18 protein-coding genes are annotated in these 16,224 nt (G+C 70.1%); 9 read left to right on the top strand and 9 right to left on the bottom strand.

Annotated features, from left to right (window positions below; translation table 11 throughout):
* Nucleotides 1-154 precede the first annotated feature (154 nt).
* The 8 genes from ACZ4D5_RS18410 (at nt 155) to ACZ4D5_RS18375 (ending at nt 6,813) form a co-directional block, all read left to right on the top strand.
* Entirely contained in the window at nt 155-733 is a 579-nt protein-coding gene (locus tag ACZ4D5_RS18410) for a 2-oxo-4-hydroxy-4-carboxy-5-ureidoimidazoline decarboxylase (RefSeq protein WP_467773585.1), read from the top strand.
* Nucleotides 734-902: 169 nt separating this feature from the next.
* Complete coding sequence (sdhC, locus tag ACZ4D5_RS18405) at nt 903-1,283, top strand: succinate dehydrogenase, cytochrome b556 subunit (RefSeq protein ID WP_365139561.1); 381 nt, start codon at nt 903-905, stop codon at nt 1,281-1,283.
* 8 nt (nt 1,284-1,291) lie between these two features.
* Nucleotides 1,292-1,783, top strand: coding sequence for a succinate dehydrogenase hydrophobic membrane anchor subunit (locus tag ACZ4D5_RS18400; RefSeq protein WP_055699964.1), 492 nt, complete (start codon nt 1,292-1,294; stop codon nt 1,781-1,783).
* Nucleotides 1,784-1,799: 16 nt separating this feature from the next.
* Nucleotides 1,800-3,554 (top strand): succinate dehydrogenase flavoprotein subunit, encoded by a 1,755-nt coding sequence (gene sdhA, locus ACZ4D5_RS18395; RefSeq protein WP_467773390.1) that lies wholly within the window; start codon nt 1,800-1,802, stop codon nt 3,552-3,554.
* Nucleotides 3,554-4,321: a succinate dehydrogenase iron-sulfur subunit gene (locus ACZ4D5_RS18390; RefSeq protein ID WP_467773389.1), complete on the top strand. Its 768-nt coding sequence runs from the start codon at nt 3,554-3,556 to the stop codon at nt 4,319-4,321. The genes sdhA and ACZ4D5_RS18390 overlap by 1 nt, the downstream gene beginning before the upstream one ends.
* A 222-nt stretch (nt 4,322-4,543) precedes the next feature.
* A complete protein-coding gene (locus ACZ4D5_RS18385; RefSeq protein WP_467773388.1) occupies nt 4,544-5,191 on the top strand; it encodes a hypothetical protein in 648 nt (215 codons plus the stop codon).
* On the top strand, nt 5,191-6,258 hold the full coding sequence (locus ACZ4D5_RS18380; protein WP_467773387.1) for a hypothetical protein: 1,068 nt from the start codon (nt 5,191-5,193) through the stop codon (nt 6,256-6,258). Before ACZ4D5_RS18385 ends, ACZ4D5_RS18380 begins: the two co-directional genes overlap by 1 nt.
* A gap of 108 nt (nt 6,259-6,366) precedes the next feature.
* Complete coding sequence (locus ACZ4D5_RS18375; protein ID WP_467773386.1) at nt 6,367-6,813, top strand: VOC family protein; 447 nt, start codon at nt 6,367-6,369, stop codon at nt 6,811-6,813.
* A 33-nt stretch (nt 6,814-6,846) separates the two neighbouring features.
* Here ACZ4D5_RS18375 and ACZ4D5_RS18370 read toward each other — a convergent pair whose 3' ends face one another.
* From ACZ4D5_RS18370 to ACZ4D5_RS18350, 5 genes are all read right to left on the bottom strand, one after another.
* Entirely contained in the window at nt 6,847-9,333 is a 2,487-nt protein-coding gene (locus tag ACZ4D5_RS18370; RefSeq protein WP_467773385.1) for a DUF4132 domain-containing protein, read from the bottom strand.
* Complete coding sequence (locus ACZ4D5_RS18365; RefSeq protein WP_467773384.1) at nt 9,333-9,725, bottom strand: hypothetical protein; 393 nt, start codon at nt 9,723-9,725, stop codon at nt 9,333-9,335. The genes ACZ4D5_RS18370 and ACZ4D5_RS18365 overlap by 1 nt, the downstream gene beginning before the upstream one ends.
* 111 nt (nt 9,726-9,836) lie before the next feature.
* Complete coding sequence (locus ACZ4D5_RS18360; protein ID WP_467773383.1) at nt 9,837-10,235, bottom strand: ATP-binding protein; 399 nt, start codon at nt 10,233-10,235, stop codon at nt 9,837-9,839.
* Between the two features lie 173 nt (nt 10,236-10,408).
* Nucleotides 10,409-11,689 (bottom strand): metallophosphoesterase, encoded by a 1,281-nt coding sequence (locus tag ACZ4D5_RS18355; RefSeq protein WP_467773382.1) that lies wholly within the window; start codon nt 11,687-11,689, stop codon nt 10,409-10,411.
* Nucleotides 11,690-11,691: 2 nt separating this feature from the next.
* Nucleotides 11,692-11,934, bottom strand: coding sequence for an SCO4848 family membrane protein (locus ACZ4D5_RS18350; RefSeq protein ID WP_362332231.1), 243 nt, complete (start codon nt 11,932-11,934; stop codon nt 11,692-11,694).
* A 109-nt stretch (nt 11,935-12,043) separates the two neighbouring features.
* Between ACZ4D5_RS18350 and ACZ4D5_RS18345 the strand changes: the two genes are divergently transcribed.
* Complete coding sequence (locus ACZ4D5_RS18345; protein WP_467773381.1) at nt 12,044-13,303, top strand: D-alanyl-D-alanine carboxypeptidase family protein; 1,260 nt, start codon at nt 12,044-12,046, stop codon at nt 13,301-13,303.
* Here ACZ4D5_RS18345 and ACZ4D5_RS18340 read toward each other — a convergent pair.
* The 4 genes from ACZ4D5_RS18340 to ACZ4D5_RS18325 are packed head-to-tail and all read right to left on the bottom strand — an operon-like array spanning nt 13,248 to nt 16,177.
* Nucleotides 13,248-14,210 carry a YihY/virulence factor BrkB family protein gene (locus tag ACZ4D5_RS18340; RefSeq protein ID WP_467773380.1) on the bottom strand — a complete coding sequence of 321 codons (963 nt, stop codon included), beginning with the start codon at nt 14,208-14,210 and terminating at the stop codon, nt 13,248-13,250. The genes ACZ4D5_RS18345 and ACZ4D5_RS18340 overlap by 56 nt on opposite strands.
* Nucleotides 14,198-14,695 (bottom strand): GtrA family protein, encoded by a 498-nt coding sequence (locus tag ACZ4D5_RS18335; protein WP_467773379.1) that lies wholly within the window; start codon nt 14,693-14,695, stop codon nt 14,198-14,200. Before ACZ4D5_RS18335 ends, ACZ4D5_RS18340 begins: the two co-directional genes overlap by 13 nt.
* Before the next feature lie 11 nt (nt 14,696-14,706).
* The gene (locus ACZ4D5_RS18330; RefSeq protein ID WP_467773378.1) at nt 14,707-15,663 is read right to left on the bottom strand and encodes a decaprenyl-phosphate phosphoribosyltransferase; all 957 of its coding nucleotides are present in this window, start codon (nt 15,661-15,663) and stop codon (nt 14,707-14,709) included.
* On the bottom strand, nt 15,656-16,177 hold the full coding sequence (locus tag ACZ4D5_RS18325; protein ID WP_467773377.1) for a phosphatase PAP2 family protein: 522 nt from the start codon (nt 16,175-16,177) through the stop codon (nt 15,656-15,658). The genes ACZ4D5_RS18330 and ACZ4D5_RS18325 overlap by 8 nt, the downstream gene beginning before the upstream one ends.
* Nucleotides 16,178-16,224 lie beyond the last annotated feature (47 nt).

Below are 16,224 nucleotides of genomic sequence, written 5' to 3'. Positions count from 1 at the left end.
CCCGGAGCGCGCCCGTCCACACCGCACCGCGAAACTCTCCCATCTGAGTGAAATTCGCTCATCCATCGGACACCTCCCTCCACGTCTCGCTAGCGTTACGACAACCCCCACATCGCACCGCCCTTCCCCGACGCCCCCTGCCCAGGAGCGCACGCTGCCCCCGCACCGTTCCCCTCGACTCCCCGGCCCCACCGAGCCGCGGCATCTCAACTCGGCCGCTCCGGCGGAGGCCGAAGCCGCCCTGCTCACCTGCTGCGGCAGCCGGCACTGGGCCCGCCGCATCACCGCCCACCGCCCGTACCCCGACCTCGACGCGCTGCTCGCCGCGTCCGACGAGGCGGCGTACGACCTCGCGCCCGCCGACCTCTCCGAGGCCCTGGCCTGCGAACCCCTCGACACCGTGATCCCCCACCAGGGCGCGCCGAACGCCGGCTACACCGCGGCCCACACCGCCCTGCGGGCCGCCCACGCCGCGTACGAGAGCCGCTTCGGGCACACCTTCGTGATCTGCCTGGACGACGTCGCCCCCGGCGAGGCCCTCGACCATCTGCTCTCCGGCATCCGGTCACGCCTCGGCAACGATCCGGAGGAGGAGCGCGCCGTCGCCGCCGAGGAACTGCGCCGCCTGGCGCGCGGCCGCCTCACCCGGCTCGTCCTCGGCCCGGCCGACGGACACGCCGCGTGGGAAAGTCGCCCACAAACGCGCCCCGATAGCCCGTACGTGCCTGTTTGATTGCCTGTTTGATCACACCGGCGGACCCGGGGCAGGTCCACCGACAACTCGTCGATACGATGACGAGCGGCCGGTGGACCGTACCCGGCCGGGCTCGTCCGACGCCGCGGAGTTCGATTTGCTTACGCGTGGCGGCCGGCCCCAATCCCCGCTTTCGGAGGGTTCTGCCGTGCCGGCTGGAACGCTGTACCGCGGCCGGGAAGGAATGTGGTCCTGGGTGGCTCACCGAGTCACCGGCGTCCTCATCTTCTTCTTCCTGTTCGTGCATGTGCTCGACACCGCTCTCGTTCGCGTCTCTCCGGAGGCGTACGACGATGTCGTGGCCACCTACAAGACGCCCCTCGTCGCACTCCTCGAGTACGGCCTGGTCGCCGCCATCCTCTTCCACGCGCTCAACGGCCTGCGCGTCATCGCCGTCGACTTCTGGTCGAAGGGCCCGCGCTACCAGAAGCAGATGCTCTGGACCGTCGTGGGCATCTGGGTCGTGCTGATGGTCGGCGCGCTGTACCCGGTCCTCGGCCACGCCGTCCGCGAACTCTTCGGGAGCTGACGCCAGACATGTCTGACACCACGCTTGAGAAGTCCGGAACGTCCGGTGTGGGTCCCGTCGAGGGCGTGTCGCTCTACGACGTGGACAACCCGGCCCCGGTCATCGAGGCCCCGCGCAAGCGCACCTCCAAGACCCCGCGCTCGACCCGCGGCAACTTCGAGATGGCCGCATGGCTGTTCATGCGCCTGTCCGGTGTCGTCCTGGTCGTCCTCGTCCTCGGCCACCTGCTGATCCAGCTGGTGCTCGACGGCGGCGTCTCCAAGATCGGCTTCGCGTTCGTCGCCGGCCGCTGGGCCTCGCCGTTCTGGCAGGTCTGGGACCTGCTGATGCTGTGGCTCGCGATGCTGCACGGCGCCAACGGCCTGCGCACGGTCATCAACGACTACGCGGAGCGCCCGAACACGCGCCTGTGGCTCAAGGGCCTGCTGTACACCGCCACGGTGTTCACCATCCTTCTGGGCACGCTGGTGATCTTCACCTTCGACCCGAACATCCGCTAAAGCCGAGGCGACTTCCGTGAAGATTCACAAGTACGACACCGTCATCGTCGGCGCGGGCGGCGCCGGCATGCGCGCCGCCATCGAGGCGACGAAGCGCAGCCGCACCGCCGTGCTCACCAAGCTCTACCCCACGCGTTCCCACACGGGCGCCGCGCAGGGCGGCATGGCCGCCGCGCTCGCCAACGTGGAGGAGGACAACTGGGAGTGGCACACCTTCGACACGGTCAAGGGCGGTGACTACCTGGTCGACCAGGACGCCGCCGAGATCCTGGCGAAGGAGGCCATCGACGCGGTCCTGGACCTCGAGAAGATGGGCCTGCCGTTCAACCGCACCCCGGACGGCACCATCGACCAGCGCCGCTTCGGCGGCCACACCCGCAACCACGGCGAGGCCGCCGTGCGCCGGTCCTGCTACGCGGCCGACCGCACCGGCCACATGATCCTCCAGACCCTCTACCAGAACTGCGTCAAGGAGGGTGTGGAGTTCTTCAACGAGTTCTACGTCCTCGACCAGATCATCGTCGAGGAAGACGGGGTCAAGAAGAGCGCGGGCGTCGTCGCCTACGAACTGGCGACCGGCGAGATCCACATCTTCCAGGCCAAGGCCGTGGTCTACGCGTCCGGCGGCACCGGCAAGTTCTTCAAGGTGACCTCGAACGCCCACACGCTCACCGGCGACGGCCAGGCGGCCTGCTACCGGCGCGGGCTGCCGCTGGAGGACATGGAGTTCTTCCAGTTCCACCCGACCGGCATCTGGCGCATGGGCATCCTCCTGACGGAGGGCGCCCGCGGTGAGGGCGGCATCCTCCGCAACAAGGACGGCGAGCGCTTCATGGAGAAGTACGCGCCCGTCATGAAGGACCTCGCGTCCCGCGACGTCGTGTCCCGCTCCATCTACACGGAGATCCGTGAAGGCCGCGGCTGCGGCCCCGAGGGCGACCACGTCTACCTCGACCTCACGCACCTCCCGCCGGAGCAGCTGGACGCCAAGCTCCCGGACATCACCGAGTTCGCGCGCACGTACCTCGGCATCGAGCCCTACACGGACCCGATCCCGATCCAGCCGACCGCGCACTACGCCATGGGCGGCATCCCGACGAACGTCGAGGGCGAGGTCCTCGCGGACAACACCACCGTCGTCCCGGGTCTGTACGCGGCGGGCGAGGTGGCCTGCGTGTCGGTGCACGGCGCCAACCGCCTCGGCACCAACTCCCTCCTGGACATCAACGTCTTCGGCCGCCGCGCGGGCATCGCCGCCGCCGACTACGCGGCGAAGGCGGACTTCGTCGAGCTGCCGGAGAACCCGGAGGAGCTGGTCGTCTCCCAGGTCGAGCGGCTGCGCGACGCCACCGGAACCGAGCGGGTCGCCGAGCTCCGCAAGGAGCTGCAGGAGACCATGGACGCCAACGTCATGGTGTTCCGCACGGAGCAGACGATCAAGACGGCCGTGGAGAAGATCGCCGAACTCCGCGCCCGCTACAAGAACGTCTCGATCCAGGACAAGGGCAAGCGGTTCAACACCGACCTCCTGGAGGCCATCGAGCTGGGCAACCTGCTCGACCTGGCCGAGGTCATGGCGCAGTCCGCGCTCGCCCGCAAGGAGTCCCGCGGCGGTCACTACCGCGAGGACTTCCCCAACCGCGACGACGTCAACTTCATGCGCCACACCATGGCGTACCGCGAGGTCGGCGACGACGGCGCCGAGTCGATCCGCCTCGACTACAAGCCGGTCGTCCAGACCCGCTACCAGCCGATGGAGCGTAAGTACTGATGGCTACCCCGACGATGGACAAGCTGGAGGCCCTGGAGAAGGACTCCACGGCGTCCCACCTCATCACGGTCACGTTCCGCGTCCGCCGCTTCAACCCCGAGGTCTCGGCGGACGCCACGTGGGAAGACTTCCAGCTGGAGATCGACCCCAAGGAGCGCGTCCTCGACGGCCTCCACAAGATCAAGTGGGAGCTCGACGGCACGCTGACGTTCCGCCGCTCGTGCGCGCACGGCATCTGCGGCTCGGACGCCATGCGGATCAACGGCAAGAACCGTCTCGCCTGCAAGACCCTGATCAAGGACATCAACCCGGCCAAGCCGATCACGGTCGAGCCGATCAAGGGTCTGACGGTCCTGAAGGACCTGGTCGTCGACATGGACCCGTTCTTCCAGGCCTACCGCGACGTGATGCCGTTCCTCGTGACGAAGGGCAACGAGCCCACGCGCGAGCGCCTGCAGTCCGCCGAGGACCGCGAGCGCTTCGACGACACGACGAAGTGCATCCTCTGCGCGGCGTGCACGTCCTCGTGCCCGGTGTTCTGGAACGACGGCCAGTACTTCGGCCCCGCGGCGATCGTGAACGCCCACCGCTTCATCTTCGACAGCCGTGACGAGGCGGGCGAGCAGCGCCTGGAGATCCTCAACGACAAGGACGGCGTGTGGCGTTGCCGCACGACGTTCAACTGCACGGACGCGTGCCCGCGTGGCATCGAGGTCACGAAGGCGATCCAGGAAGTCAAGCGCGCCTTGATCACGCGCCGCTTCTGAGTCTCCTTCGGTACGTGCTTCTGGGCCCCGCTCCTTTCGAGGAGCGGGGCCCGAGTGCGTGTGGGGAAAAATCAGGGCACCGGCTGCCCGAAATTGCCCCATGAGTGCCGTCATGCCTGAAGAGTGGCGTGATCTGTTCGACGCGGTGGCGGGATGCGTGCTCAAGTGCCCCACGGATACCGTTGTTTCCCCTGCTTTCCCCCCCACCCTCGGGAGCCCAGAGTGAACCGCCCCCTCCGTCTCATGACGGCCGCGCTGACCGCGTCCGCGGCCCTGCTGTTGACCGCGTGTGGTTCTGGAGGGGGCGACGGCGGGTCCTCGGACAAGATTGCCGGGGCGGACGGCGGGAGCGAGGCGTCGGCCTCCAAGGAGCCCGCCAAGAAGCCCGACGGGATCAAGCGGCCCGAGGTCGAACTTCCGTCGGAGTTCAAGGCGAACTTCGTGAGCTGGACCAACAGCGACCCGAAGCTGCAGAGCATCCTGGACGACGGTCGGGAGGAGCTGCGGGCGAAGTACGCGGCGATCATCGAGGCCGACCCGAACTCACAGGCGGTCGCCTTCTACGACTCGGGCAGCTCCCTGACCACCGCCCGCAAGTGGATCAAGAGCTTCGTCGAGACCGACGACAGCCTGACCGGCGAGATCAAGGCCTACAACCCCAAGGTCCACGTCACCGACAACGGCGCGGGCGTGCTCTTCTACTGCGTCGACGAGCGCAAGTCGTCCACGAAGAACCGCAAGACCGACAAGGTCACCCACACCCCGGACAGCCCCGAATCGGTCCTGCAGTACCGGGCCAGGCTCACCAAGTCCCCTCAGGGCGTGTGGCAGACCGTCTCCCTCGACACCGTTCCGGGCGGGTGCAAGTGATGCGAGCCAAGACCAGGGCCTGTGCGTTCCTTCTCGCCACGGCCCTCTCCGTCGGCCTCTCCTCCACGGCGTACGCCATCGGAGGCAAGGACAACCAGAATCCGCCGGGCCCCTCCGGCGGCGCCAACGGCAACACCCTCATGGCCGGCGCCGGGACCACCAACATCCAGGTCTCCCAGGTCAGCGGCGGCAAGGGCGGATCGTCCAAGCCCGTCGTACCGGTGGACCCGAACTGGAAGCCCCCGGCCTGCTGGTACGAGCCCGTCGCCACGCCCGAGCAGGTCAAGGAAGCGGTGGAGCGGCTCAAGAAGGAGCCCAACAAGGACCTGGTCCCTGTGACGCCCACGCTCAGCTGGGGCCGGGACCTGATGATCGACCACTACGAAAAGGGCAAGACGCAGTCCGACGGTGCCGAGGGGTACAAGGACTTCAACATCGGCAAGGACGGCAAGTTCTGGCGAGGCGTCGTCAATCCGGACATGGAGGACGATCCGGAGGCGTACGACTGCGAGAAGAACCTCTTCTGGCAGGACGCGGGGACCGTCCCGAAGATCGCCAACGCCCCGACGCCCAAGGTCCTCGCCTCGTACGCCTACGACCAGATCAAGGTCCCCGACACCGAGGTCGAGATGAAGCCGCAAGGCAAGTCGACCGTCAACCTGCCGACTTGGGTCTGGCTGGACAAGGGCAAGTTCGAGCCCGTCAAGGTCAGGGCCGAGCTGCCCGGGACCGGCCTCTGGGCCGAGACCACCGCCAAGCCCAAGAGCCTGCACCTGGACCCGGGGACCTCGGACGCCGAGACCTTCCCCTCCGACGGCGAGTGCGCGGTCAACGACGACGGCAGCATCGGCACCCCGTACACCAAGGGCTCCTCCAAGGAGGACCCGCCGTGCGGCATCAAGTACCTGCGGGCCACCGGCGGCGACCCGTACCGGATGAAGGCCTCCATCACCTGGGAGATCACCTGGGAGGGCTCGGACGACGACGGCGTGCACGACCTGCCCGACGGCACCTTCGAGGGCACCCAGGACATCGACGTCCAGGAGATCCAGTCCATCAACCGGTGACCCGGCGCGGTCACCACTGAGGGCCGTACGGTCGAAGAAAGGCGCGCGCCGCGGTGCGGTCCATGCGCGCCTGCGCCCGTACGGCCCCCGCCGACCTAACCTGACGGAATGTCAGACAACCAGTCGGTCGGCCTGTCCGCTGACCAGCCCGCCGCCCGGCCGACGGAGCTGCTCGGCTTCGACAACGTCCTGTTCCCCGTCGGCGACCTCGGCGAGGCCGTCGGCTTCTACGAGCGCGCCGGTTTCCCGGTCGCCTGCCGGCTCGACGAGATCGGGCTCGCCATCCTGAAGGTCGGCAAGGAGACGCCGGGCGTGCTGCTGCGGGTGGAGGACGGCATCGTGCCGCGTACGCCGCCCTGGCCCTCGCCCCGCGTCTGGCTCGAGGTCCCGGACGCCCGCGCGAAGGGGCAGGCGCTCGCGGCCGCGGGGATCCCGCTCCTCGCGGAGCCGTTCTCCGTGGCCACCGGGTGGACCGTGGAGATCGCCGACGCGTGGGGGAACGTCGTCGGCTTCACGGACTACCTCAAGCGGCCGGAGCTGGCCCGCAATTCATGAACGCGGCGGCCGGTGCCACGGGAGGCGGCGCCGTCAGAGCTGGCTGCGGATCGTCGGGTCCGTGATCTCGTCGTCCCTGGCCAGCATCATCGCCTTGCTCAGGATCACCGCCAGCGTCCGGTCGCCCTCGAAGGGCAGGTAACCGGCCCCGCCCGTCGGCGCCGCCCCCACCGCCGAGGGGACGATGCAGACGTACTGGTCCGACGGCGTCCGCAGGATGTTCCCCGACCCCAGGTGGATCTTGTACGTGTGCAACTCGCCCCGCACGTGCAGGAACCGGCCCTCGACCGAGCACCGCTCGCCGATCGCGAGGCGCGGCACCAGGCGGGCGACCAGGTCCCTTCGCGTCTGCGCGCTCGGCCCGAGGTCGCCGAAGCCGTACGCCGTCCAGTACTCGCGGAAGCGTCCCGCGGGACCGCCGTCCTGCCACGTGGGGTCGTTGCCCACGCTGGCCACGCCCACGAACAGGTCGACGTCGCGCAGGACTTCGCTCAGGACCAGCTCGGGTATCTCCTCCAGGGGCAGCGGGTCGACCGGCTCGCCGCCGTCCCGCAGCCACATGCGGTACTCGCCGCCGCACGCGTGCGCGGAGTTCTCCGGGGCGTCGATCGGGTAGAAGCGGACCTGGTCGGTGCGGATCCGCAGATAGCTGCCCGCGTCGGTGAGGTCGTCGTCCCCGTTCTCGCCGCCGATGCCCTCGACCCAGTACTCGGCGCGCAGCCCCCACTGCGGCAGTTCGCGGACGGCGGGCGGGTACTCGTCGTCGACGCTCAGGCGCAGCTTGTTCCGCCAGCCCCGCACCGCCGCGAGCGAGTGGAACTGGTGCTGGCGCAGGACGTGCGCGGCGAAGCGGTTGGAGTACGTGCGCGTGGTCCGCTCGGCGTCGGTGAGGAGGTACACCTCGCGGTGGGCCTGTTTGAAGGGCTGGGTGATGCCGTGCCGCTCCAGCCAGTCGCGCCAGGCGACGATCTCGGCGGGTTCGTGGCCCACCGGGTGCCATGTCCCGACGGCCGAACCGCCCTTCACCGGCTCGTCGTCGAGGGTGCGCAGCTCCCCGTCGGCGTACCCGCACGCCGTCCCGTCGACGGTCCACAACAGGCGGCGGGCGAGCGTGCCGACCAGGGGGTGGTCGAGGATGCGCTCGCGCCACGCGTCGTACGTCCACGCGCGGCGGGCCAGGAACTGCCGGTCGAGCCGCTCCGTCTGCGCCGAGAGCATCTTGTCGATGTCCTTGACGGCGGCCTTCAGCTCCTTCAGGTCGTCCGCGTGGTCGCGCTTGACGGCGGCAGGCGGGGCCTTGACCTGCTTGCCCGCGCCGTTGCGCCACGCGAGCGACGCCTTCGTGCCGGTGATCGTCAACTCGGCCTCGCAGTCGCCGAGTCGGCGCAGACAGCGGCCGACCTCCGTGAGGCCGTACGCCGGGATCGCCAGTTCCTCCACCTCGTCACGGCTCAGCCCGAGCACCTCGGCCCGCGCCTCCAGGCCGGTGTTGATCATCTTGAGCGTGGTCTTGTACGTGACCCGGGAGGCGAGGCGGGACAGCTCGGCGAGGGACGCCTCGCCCTCGGCGCGGGCGAGCGCGACGACACCGGCGTTGGCGACCTTGGGGTTGCGCGGGCCGAGTCCCTGGATCTTGCGCAGGGAGGACTCGACGAGGGCCGCGAGGGTGCGGGCCGACTCCGGGTGGGGCGGCAGCAGGGCAAGGGTCCAGGCGAGGCCGCGGATCGCGTCGGCGTTGAACGGGTCGTACTCGTCGTTTGGCGCGATGCCGTAGCCGGTGTTCACGATCGGGTGGGTGCGGGCTCTGCCGACCAGGGCGAGCCAGTCCACCAGGGCGTACCGCACCTGGTCGGCGCCCAGGGGCCCGATCAGGGCGCGGGCCGTCTTCTCCCACTTGGCGCTGGGCTTGGCGGACTTGGCGGTGAGCGCGTGCCGCACGAGCGCGTGCCAGGCCTCGTCACGGTCCGCGAGGTCCTCCAGGGCACGGTCGGACCAGGCCTCGCCGGGGTTGAGCAGGGGCTCCGCGAACGACTCGACCGCCTTCTTCAACCCGGCGTCGTGGTTCCAGTACTGGACGACGGCGGTGCGCCGCAGCGCGGCGACGACGAGGGCGGGCGGGGTGCGGCCCGCGGCCTTCTCCGCCTCGACGAGTGAGACGGCCTCATGCGTCGACCCCACGCAGTGGCCCGAGCCCAGCTCCTCCAGACGCTTGGCCCGCTCCCCGGAGAGCGGGTCGCCCGGCAGGTCCTCGCCGATGATGCCCAGCAGCGTGAAGGCGTTGCTCCGCGTCGGCGATTCGCGGTGGTACGGACTGCTCAGCTCCACAAGGGCGTCGGCGACCCGGCGGCGCTCCTCCTGGGGCAGCGCGTGGACGACGGCGAGCGCCTTCTCCCCGTCATGGCTCCACTGGTTGCCGTTGGTGATCGCCGTCTTGAGGAGCTCCTCGGCGAGGCCCCGCATGTCGCCGTCGGCGGCGAACCGCTCCACGTTGCGCACCCGCTCCGGGTAGTGCCCGGCCATCAGCCACCCGCCAGCGGGACGAGCTTGAGGAACGTGACCTCCGTGCCCGGCGACAGGTCGACCTCGGCGTCCAGGTCCTCGACCTGCCGCTCACCGACAAGCACCAGGAAGCCGTTGCGCCCGAACGCCTCGACGGCCTGCTGGAACTGTCGCTCGGGGTCTATGCGGCGCGGGGTGCGCAGCTCGTACCCGTTCAGGGTCCGCTCGGCGTCGGTCGGCCGGACAAGCCCGCGGAAGACGCCGGCCGTACGGGAGTTGTACTCCGCGACCTCCTGGAACACACGCCGCCGAATCACCTCCCGCAGCACGAGCCGTTCCTCGGCCACGTCGAGGCCCCCACCGGAGCGCCGCTCCCCTGCAGTCGCCTCGTCGACGAACGTCACCATTCCCATGACGTGAAGGTAGAGGCCGCCACTGACAATCGGCCCGGCGGCTCCGCGACCCGCTGCCGGGCCTGCGTCGACGGCAGGGCACTGCCCACCGGCACGGTGAACGGAGCGGTTTCACCCCCGCACCAGGGCCCACACCGTCTTGCCGTACCTGCCGCGCCGCCACACGCCCCACGCCTCCGCGAGCGCGTCGAGGAGGCTCATGCCGCGGCCGCTCTCGTCCTCCCAGGCGGTGGCCGTGCGCAGTTCGGGGCCGGACGGGCTCTCGTCGGACACCTCGATGAAGCACGAGCCGTCGGCGAGCACCGTCACCGCGACCTCGAACTCCCGCTCGCGGACGAGTCCGTGGAGTATCGCGTTCGTCGCGAGCTCCGACACGAGGAGCACGGTGTCGCCGAACGCTCCTTGGTCCGCCGTATGCCCCCAGGCCGACAGATGGTCGTGCACCCTCCTCCGCGCGAGCGGCACGGACGCCGGGTGCGGTGGAAGCCTGAAGGCATCACGTCTCAACAAGTCCTCGTTCCCCCTCCGGCGCAGCACGCATCAAGAACCGCACAAACATCCGACACTCAATGCTGCGCAGAGGAGTCACGTCGTGTCACTGCGTCACCCTCTGGCCCGCCCTTATCCGGCCAGGTTCGGTCCAACTACCCGCACAGGGGCAGAAATACGCACCTCCGCCCTGCTCAGGCCTGCCGAGACGCCAGCTCCACGACCGTGATGTCCGAAGGCGCCCCGACCCGCACCGGCGGCCCCCACGCGCCCGCGCCGCGCGTCACGTAGAGCTGCGTGTCGCCGTACCGCTCAAGGCCTGCCAGCGTCGGATTGGCGAGGTCCGCGACGAAGTTGCCCGGCCACAGCTGGCCGCCGTGCGTGTGGCCGGAGAGCTGCAGGTCCACGCCGTGCTCGACCGCGTCGTGGATGACCACCGGCTGGTGCGCGAGGAGGACGGAGGCCCGCGAGCGGTCCCGGTCGCCGAGCGCCTTGGCGAAGTCGGGCCCCTTGCCCTCGTTCCCGCCCGCCACGTCGTCGACGCCGGCGAGGTCGAACCAGGGCAGTTCGGTGCGGGCGTTCCGCAACGGGCTCAGACCGAGTTCGCGTACGTGGTCGACCCACTGCTCGGCTCCGGAGAAGTACTCGTGGTTGCCCGTGACGAAGTACGCGCCGTGGCGGGCCCTCAGCCCCGCGAGCGGCGCGGCGGCCGGCCGGAGGTCCTCCACGCTGCCGTCCACCAGGTCGCCCACCACGGCGATCAGATCGGGCTGCGTGGCGTTGATGGTGTCGACCACGCGCCGCGTGAAGTCGCGCCCGAGGATCGGCCCGAGGTGGATGTCGCTGACCACGGCGACACGGAACCCGTGCGCACCGCGCGGCAGCTTCGCCAACGGCACGGTGACGCGCTTCACCTTGGGACCGCGCAGTACGCCGTAGGCCCCGTACCCGACGGTCCCCGCGGCGACGGCGGCGGCGGTCCCGCCGACGACTCGGGAGACGAAGAGGCGACGGGACGGAGCGGCGGGCTCCGGCTCCCGCGCCTCTGGCACCGGCTCCGGCACCAGCACCGACTCCGGCTCAGGCACCGGCACCGACTCCGGCTCAGGCACCGGCACCGACTCCGGCTCAGGCGCCGGCTGAGACACCTCGGCACGTCTCTCCAGCCACCTCCGCAGCACGGGCCGCGCAGGCTCCCCCACCAGCAGCGCGAGCAGCAGGTAGAGCGAGAGGGCCATCCACATGAACCCGGGCCAGGCGAGCACCTGCTGGAGGAGGAAGGGCGCCCCGGCGCGCTCGGCAAGGAGCGCCGCGAACATCAGCAGCGGCGCGGCCACGAAGAGCGCCGTCCCCGCCCGCCGGGCGAGCCCCGGCCCGGCCGTGGTGTCACGGACCAGACGGCGCCAGGCGTACCAGTGGAGGCCGGCGAACGCCGCGAGAACGGCGACGACCACGAGGACGACGAGGACGACCACGGCTATGAGGTTCTGCGCAGAGCGCGGACTCCACGGAACCCGATGGCCCCAACCACCGTCCCCAAGACAAAGGAGACAACGGCGAGCGTCAGGTGCACCCAGAAGTACCCGGTCGGGTTGTCGGCGTCATCGAAGGCCAGCCCACTGCCGTCCTTCCACAGGTTCTTGACGAAAGTGATCCAGATGAACCAGCTCCACACCCCGAAGGCGAGAAGGAACCAGGAGACCGGTCGGCTGAGCTTCATACGTTCAGTATCGCCAGCCTCTCTTCCGCACCGCCGCCGGGGTGGGGACGACGGGACACAGCGCACCTCGGCGCCGACTTCCACAGCCCGGCCCTGTACGTTCTCGTCCGTGCCTGCCTCCAAAAAAGCCGCCATGCTGCTCGCTACCGCGACATTGCTGACCATGTCGACCACCGCGCCCGCTTTCGCGGACGGCAAGCCGGGTGACAAGGACCAACCGAAGCCTCCCGCCTCGATGTCGACCGTCGGCGGCACCCTGCTCGGCAAGCCGGGCACCCAGGTGAAACTCAAGCCGGGCGCCCCCGTCCTGCCCAAGGACCTGTCGGCACGCTCCTGGATCGTCTCGGACGCGGAGTCCGGCGAGGTCCTCGCCGCGCACAACGCGCACTGGCGGCTGCCCCCCGCGAGCACCCTCAAGATGCTCTTCGCAGATACGGTTCTGCCGAAGTTCCCCAAGACGCAGAAGCACAAGGTCAAGCTCTCCGACCTGCAGGGCGTCGGCGCGGGCAGCAGCATGGTCGGCGTCAAGGAGAACGAGACGTACTCCGTCCACGACCTGTGGCTCGGCGTCTTCCTGCGCTCGGGCAACGACGCGGTGCACGTCCTGTCCGCGATGAACGACGGCGTCGACGAGACCGTCAAGGACATGCAGAAGCACGCGGAGGACCTGCAGGCGCTCGACACGCACGTGGTCTCCCCGGACGGCTACGACGAGAAGGGGCAGGTCTCCTCGGCGTACGACCTGACGCTGTTCGCCCGCTCCGGGCTGCAGAAGAAGGACTTCCGCGAGTACTGCGCGACGGCCACCGCCAAGTTCCCCGGCGAGACCAAGAAGGTCACCAAGGGCAAGGACAAGGGCAAGACGAAGCGCGAGTCCTTCGAGATCCAGAACACCAACCGGCTGCTCACCGGTGACGTCGGCATCAGCCCCTACAAGGGCATCGCCGGCGTCAAGAACGGCAGCACCACGAACGCGGGAAACACCTTCACCGGTGTTGCCGAACGCGACGGCAAGGTTCTCCTCGTCACCGTCATGAACCCCTCCTCCGGAGAGCCCCACGGGGTCTACAAGGAGACCGCCCGCCTCTTCGACTGGGGCTTCAAGGCCGCGGGCAAGGTCGACCCGGTGGGTGAGCTCGTCGCCCCGAAGGGCGCGGCCACCGGCGGCGCGGGCAAGGGAGCCCCGGGCGGCGACGGCAAGGGCGGGGTCGAGAAGGCGGCGCACTCCTCCGACAGCGGGTCGAGCGGCATGGGCATCGCCCTCGCGATCACCGGCGGCGTGGTCGTGGTGCTCGCCGCGGGTGTCTTCGTGATCAGGCGCCGGATGCCGCTGCCCGGCCCGGGCGGTCGTCGGGCGCGTCAGGACTGACGGCAGGCGTCTCCTCTTCACCCTCCGCCCCCTCTTCCGCTTCCGCTTCCGCTGCACGTGAGGCCTTCTGCGTCGCCGTCCAGGCGGCGCAGAACAGCAGCAGCTTGGCGGTGAAGTTGATCCACAGGAGCAGCGCGACGGGCACTCCGAAGGCGCCGTACATGCTCTTCGCGGCGACCCCCTTCATGTAGCCGCCGAGCAGCAGCTTGAGCAGCTCGAACCCGGCCGCGCCGATCAGCCCCGCGGTGATCAGCTCGCGCCGGTGCGGCTGGACGCCGGGCAGCAGCGTCAGGACGTAGAGCAGCAGCAGGAAGTCCGCGAGGACGGCGATGGCGAACGCGACGACCTGGAGCAGCACCGCGCCCCAGCCCTTCTCGTCGATGCCGAGGAGGTCGGCGGTCCAGCCGACGGCAGTCGAGGCGAGCGCGGACGCGGCGAACGACGCGAGGCCCGCGCCGCCGAGGCCGATGAGCACCCCGGCGTCCTTGGCCTTGCGCAGGACGGGGTTCTCCTCGTCGTCCTCCAGCTCCCAGACGGCCCGCAGGCACTCCCTCATCGAGCCGACCCAGCCGATGCCGGTGAAGAGCAGCAGGGCGCCCGCGACGAGACCGACGGTGCCCGCGTTGGCGACCAGGGCGTTCAGGTCCAGCTGGTCGGAGATGCCGGGGACCTGCTCGGTGAGCTTGTCCTCGATGCTGGCCTGCTGCTTCTTGGAGAGCGTCGCCGCGGCGACCGCGGCCGCGACGGTGAGCAGCGGGAAGAGCGCGAGGAAGCTGATGAACGTCATGGCGGCCGCGAGGCGGGACCAGTGCACGCGGTCGAGCCGTTCATAGGCGTGCCACGCGTGCGTGCGCATGCCCTTCTCCACCAGCGGCCCGATGCCGGGCAGTTTCTTCAACCAGTCCATGACGCCTCCGTGCCTGCTGTTCTGCCCGGGATCCTGCCCGCCGCGCGGAAGACCAAGGTCCGGGTACCCCAGAACCTCAGCACAGTGGCGAGCGCCATGCCGATTCCGGCACCCGAGACGGTGTCCGCGCGCTGCGAGGTGAGGCCGAGCCCGTAGTGGGACACGGCGAGGCACAGCAACTGGACGAGGGCCCCCGCGATGTTGACCCCGAAGAACACCGCGTACTGGCGCAGCCGCGAGACCTCCGCGGTCCTGCCCCGGTAGGTGCCGAGCGCGTTGCCGGCGTACGCCACCGAACAACCCGCTACGAAGGAGAGCGATTTCGCGGTCAGCGGGTCCAGGCCCACCGGTCCGCGCAGCCAGACGAACAGGCCGAGGTCGGCCGCGTAGGCGCAGATCCCGGTGACGGCGAAGCCGAGCAGTTCGGGCCCGAGCGACCGCAGTCGCTCGCGTAGGGAATTCAAACCCACCCGTTCGCGACTCATCTGTCCACGACTCACCAGTCCGCGACCGCGAGCCCGTACATCGCGAGCCAGACGAGGCCGATCACGGCGAGCGCCCTGTCCCTCAGGACGACGTCCTCCGGCTCCCCCGCGGTGCCCCGGTCGGCGAAGACGGCGTACCGCAGGATCGCGAGGATGAAGGCCGCCATGGACAGCTGGCGCCAGGGCAGCAGGCTGCCGTTGGCGGTACCGCCCTCCTCCATGGCCCACAGGCAGTATGCGAGGACGGCGACCCCCGCGGCCAGCTGCCATACGAAGCGCAGGTACCCGGTGGTGTATTCGGTGAGCAACGCGCGCGTGGCGCCCAGCTTCTCGGAGCTCGCGGACATCTGCACGGCTTCGGAGTAGCGCTTGGCGGAGACCATGAAGAGCGCGCCGAAGCCGGTGGTGATCAGGAACCAGCGCGAGAGGGGGATCTCCAGGGCGAGCCCGCCGATCATGGCACGCATCAGGAAGCCGGTCGTGACGATCGTCAGGTCGACGACGAGGACGTGCTTGAGGCTGACGCAGTAGGCGAGTTGCATGCCCACGTACGCGGCCAGGAGCGCCGCGGTCAGCGGCGTGCACAGGACGGCGGCGGCCGCGGGCGCGAGGACGGCCAGGAGCCCTCCGGTGGCGTACGCGACGGATACCGGAACCTGTCCGGCGGCGACCGGCCTGCGGCACTTGGTGGGGTGGGCCCGGTCGGCCTCGGCGTCGCGCGCGTCGTTGATCAGGTAGACGGCGGACGCGGCGGCCGTGAACAGCACGAAGACGATCGCGACTTGGGCGAGGGCGTGCCGCGAGAAGAGCTCACCCGCGGCCGCGGGTGCCGCGACGACCAGGACGTTCTTCACCCACTGGCGCGGGCGGGCGGTCTTGAGGAGGCCGAGCGGCAGTCCGACCGGGCCGGGGTTCGGGGGCTGGGGCGGACGGGGCCGCTCCAGGACGGCGGCGATACGTTCAGGCACGGCCACGGCCTCCGTTCATCCAGGTGGCGCCCACGCGCGCGGTGAGCGCGCCGAGCGCCGCGCCCGCGGCCACGTCCGAGGGGTAGTGGACGCCGACGACCATCCGGGAGACGCACATCGCGGCGGCCAGCGGCGGGACGAGGTGGGCGCCGACGGGGCGCAGCGCGCCGTACGCGACGGCCGCCGCGGCCGCCGACGTGGCGTGCGAGCTGGGGAAGGAGTGCCGGCCCGCGGTGCGCACGAGCGGTTCGACTCCGTTGTGGGCGCCGGGGCGCGGGCGGCGGACGACCCGCTTGACGCCCATGCTGGCCAGGTGTGCGGCGGCGGTCAGCGCCGTACCGCGCAGCCAGGCGCTTCGGCGCTCGCGGTCGACGGCGGCGCCCGCGAGTCCCGCGGCGATCCAGAGCGCGCCGTGCTCGCCGCTCCAGGACAGGGCGCGGGCGGCGGCCGCCACGCGCGGGTCGGTGCCGCAGTCGCGCAGGGCCGACAGCAACCGGTGGTCCATGTCGTGCATGTGGCCTCATTTTCGAAGACATTTCGAGAGCTGGGCATCTCGACTCT

The sequence above is a fragment of the Streptomyces sp. NPDC025651 genome, assembly GCF_055558735.1.
This window is presented reverse-complemented; position numbering and strand designations above follow the sequence as displayed.

Bases quoted from the DNA above. Each gene is read 5' to 3' on its own strand.
- ACZ4D5_RS18340 (WP_467773380.1), bottom strand. From the start codon at position 14,210: ATGGACTGGTTGAAGAAACTGCCCGGCATCGGGCCGCTGGTGGAGAAG.
- ACZ4D5_RS18375 (WP_467773386.1), top strand. From the start codon at position 6,367: ATGTCAGACAACCAGTCGGTCGGCCTGTCCGCTGACCAGCCCGCCGCC.
- ACZ4D5_RS18350 (WP_362332231.1), bottom strand. From the start codon at position 11,934: ATGAAGCTCAGCCGACCGGTCTCCTGGTTCCTTCTCGCCTTCGGGGTG.
- ACZ4D5_RS18400 (WP_055699964.1), top strand. From the start codon at position 1,292: ATGTCTGACACCACGCTTGAGAAGTCCGGAACGTCCGGTGTGGGTCCC.
- ACZ4D5_RS18390 (WP_467773389.1), top strand. From the start codon at position 3,554: ATGGCTACCCCGACGATGGACAAGCTGGAGGCCCTGGAGAAGGACTCC.
- ACZ4D5_RS18325 (WP_467773377.1), bottom strand. From the start codon at position 16,177: ATGCACGACATGGACCACCGGTTGCTGTCGGCCCTGCGCGACTGCGGC.
- ACZ4D5_RS18380 (WP_467773387.1), top strand. From the start codon at position 5,191: ATGCGAGCCAAGACCAGGGCCTGTGCGTTCCTTCTCGCCACGGCCCTC.
- ACZ4D5_RS18335 (WP_467773379.1), bottom strand. From the start codon at position 14,695: ATGAGTCGCGAACGGGTGGGTTTGAATTCCCTACGCGAGCGACTGCGG.
- ACZ4D5_RS18370 (WP_467773385.1), bottom strand. From the start codon at position 9,333: ATGGCCGGGCACTACCCGGAGCGGGTGCGCAACGTGGAGCGGTTCGCC.
- ACZ4D5_RS18365 (WP_467773384.1), bottom strand. From the start codon at position 9,725: ATGGGAATGGTGACGTTCGTCGACGAGGCGACTGCAGGGGAGCGGCGC.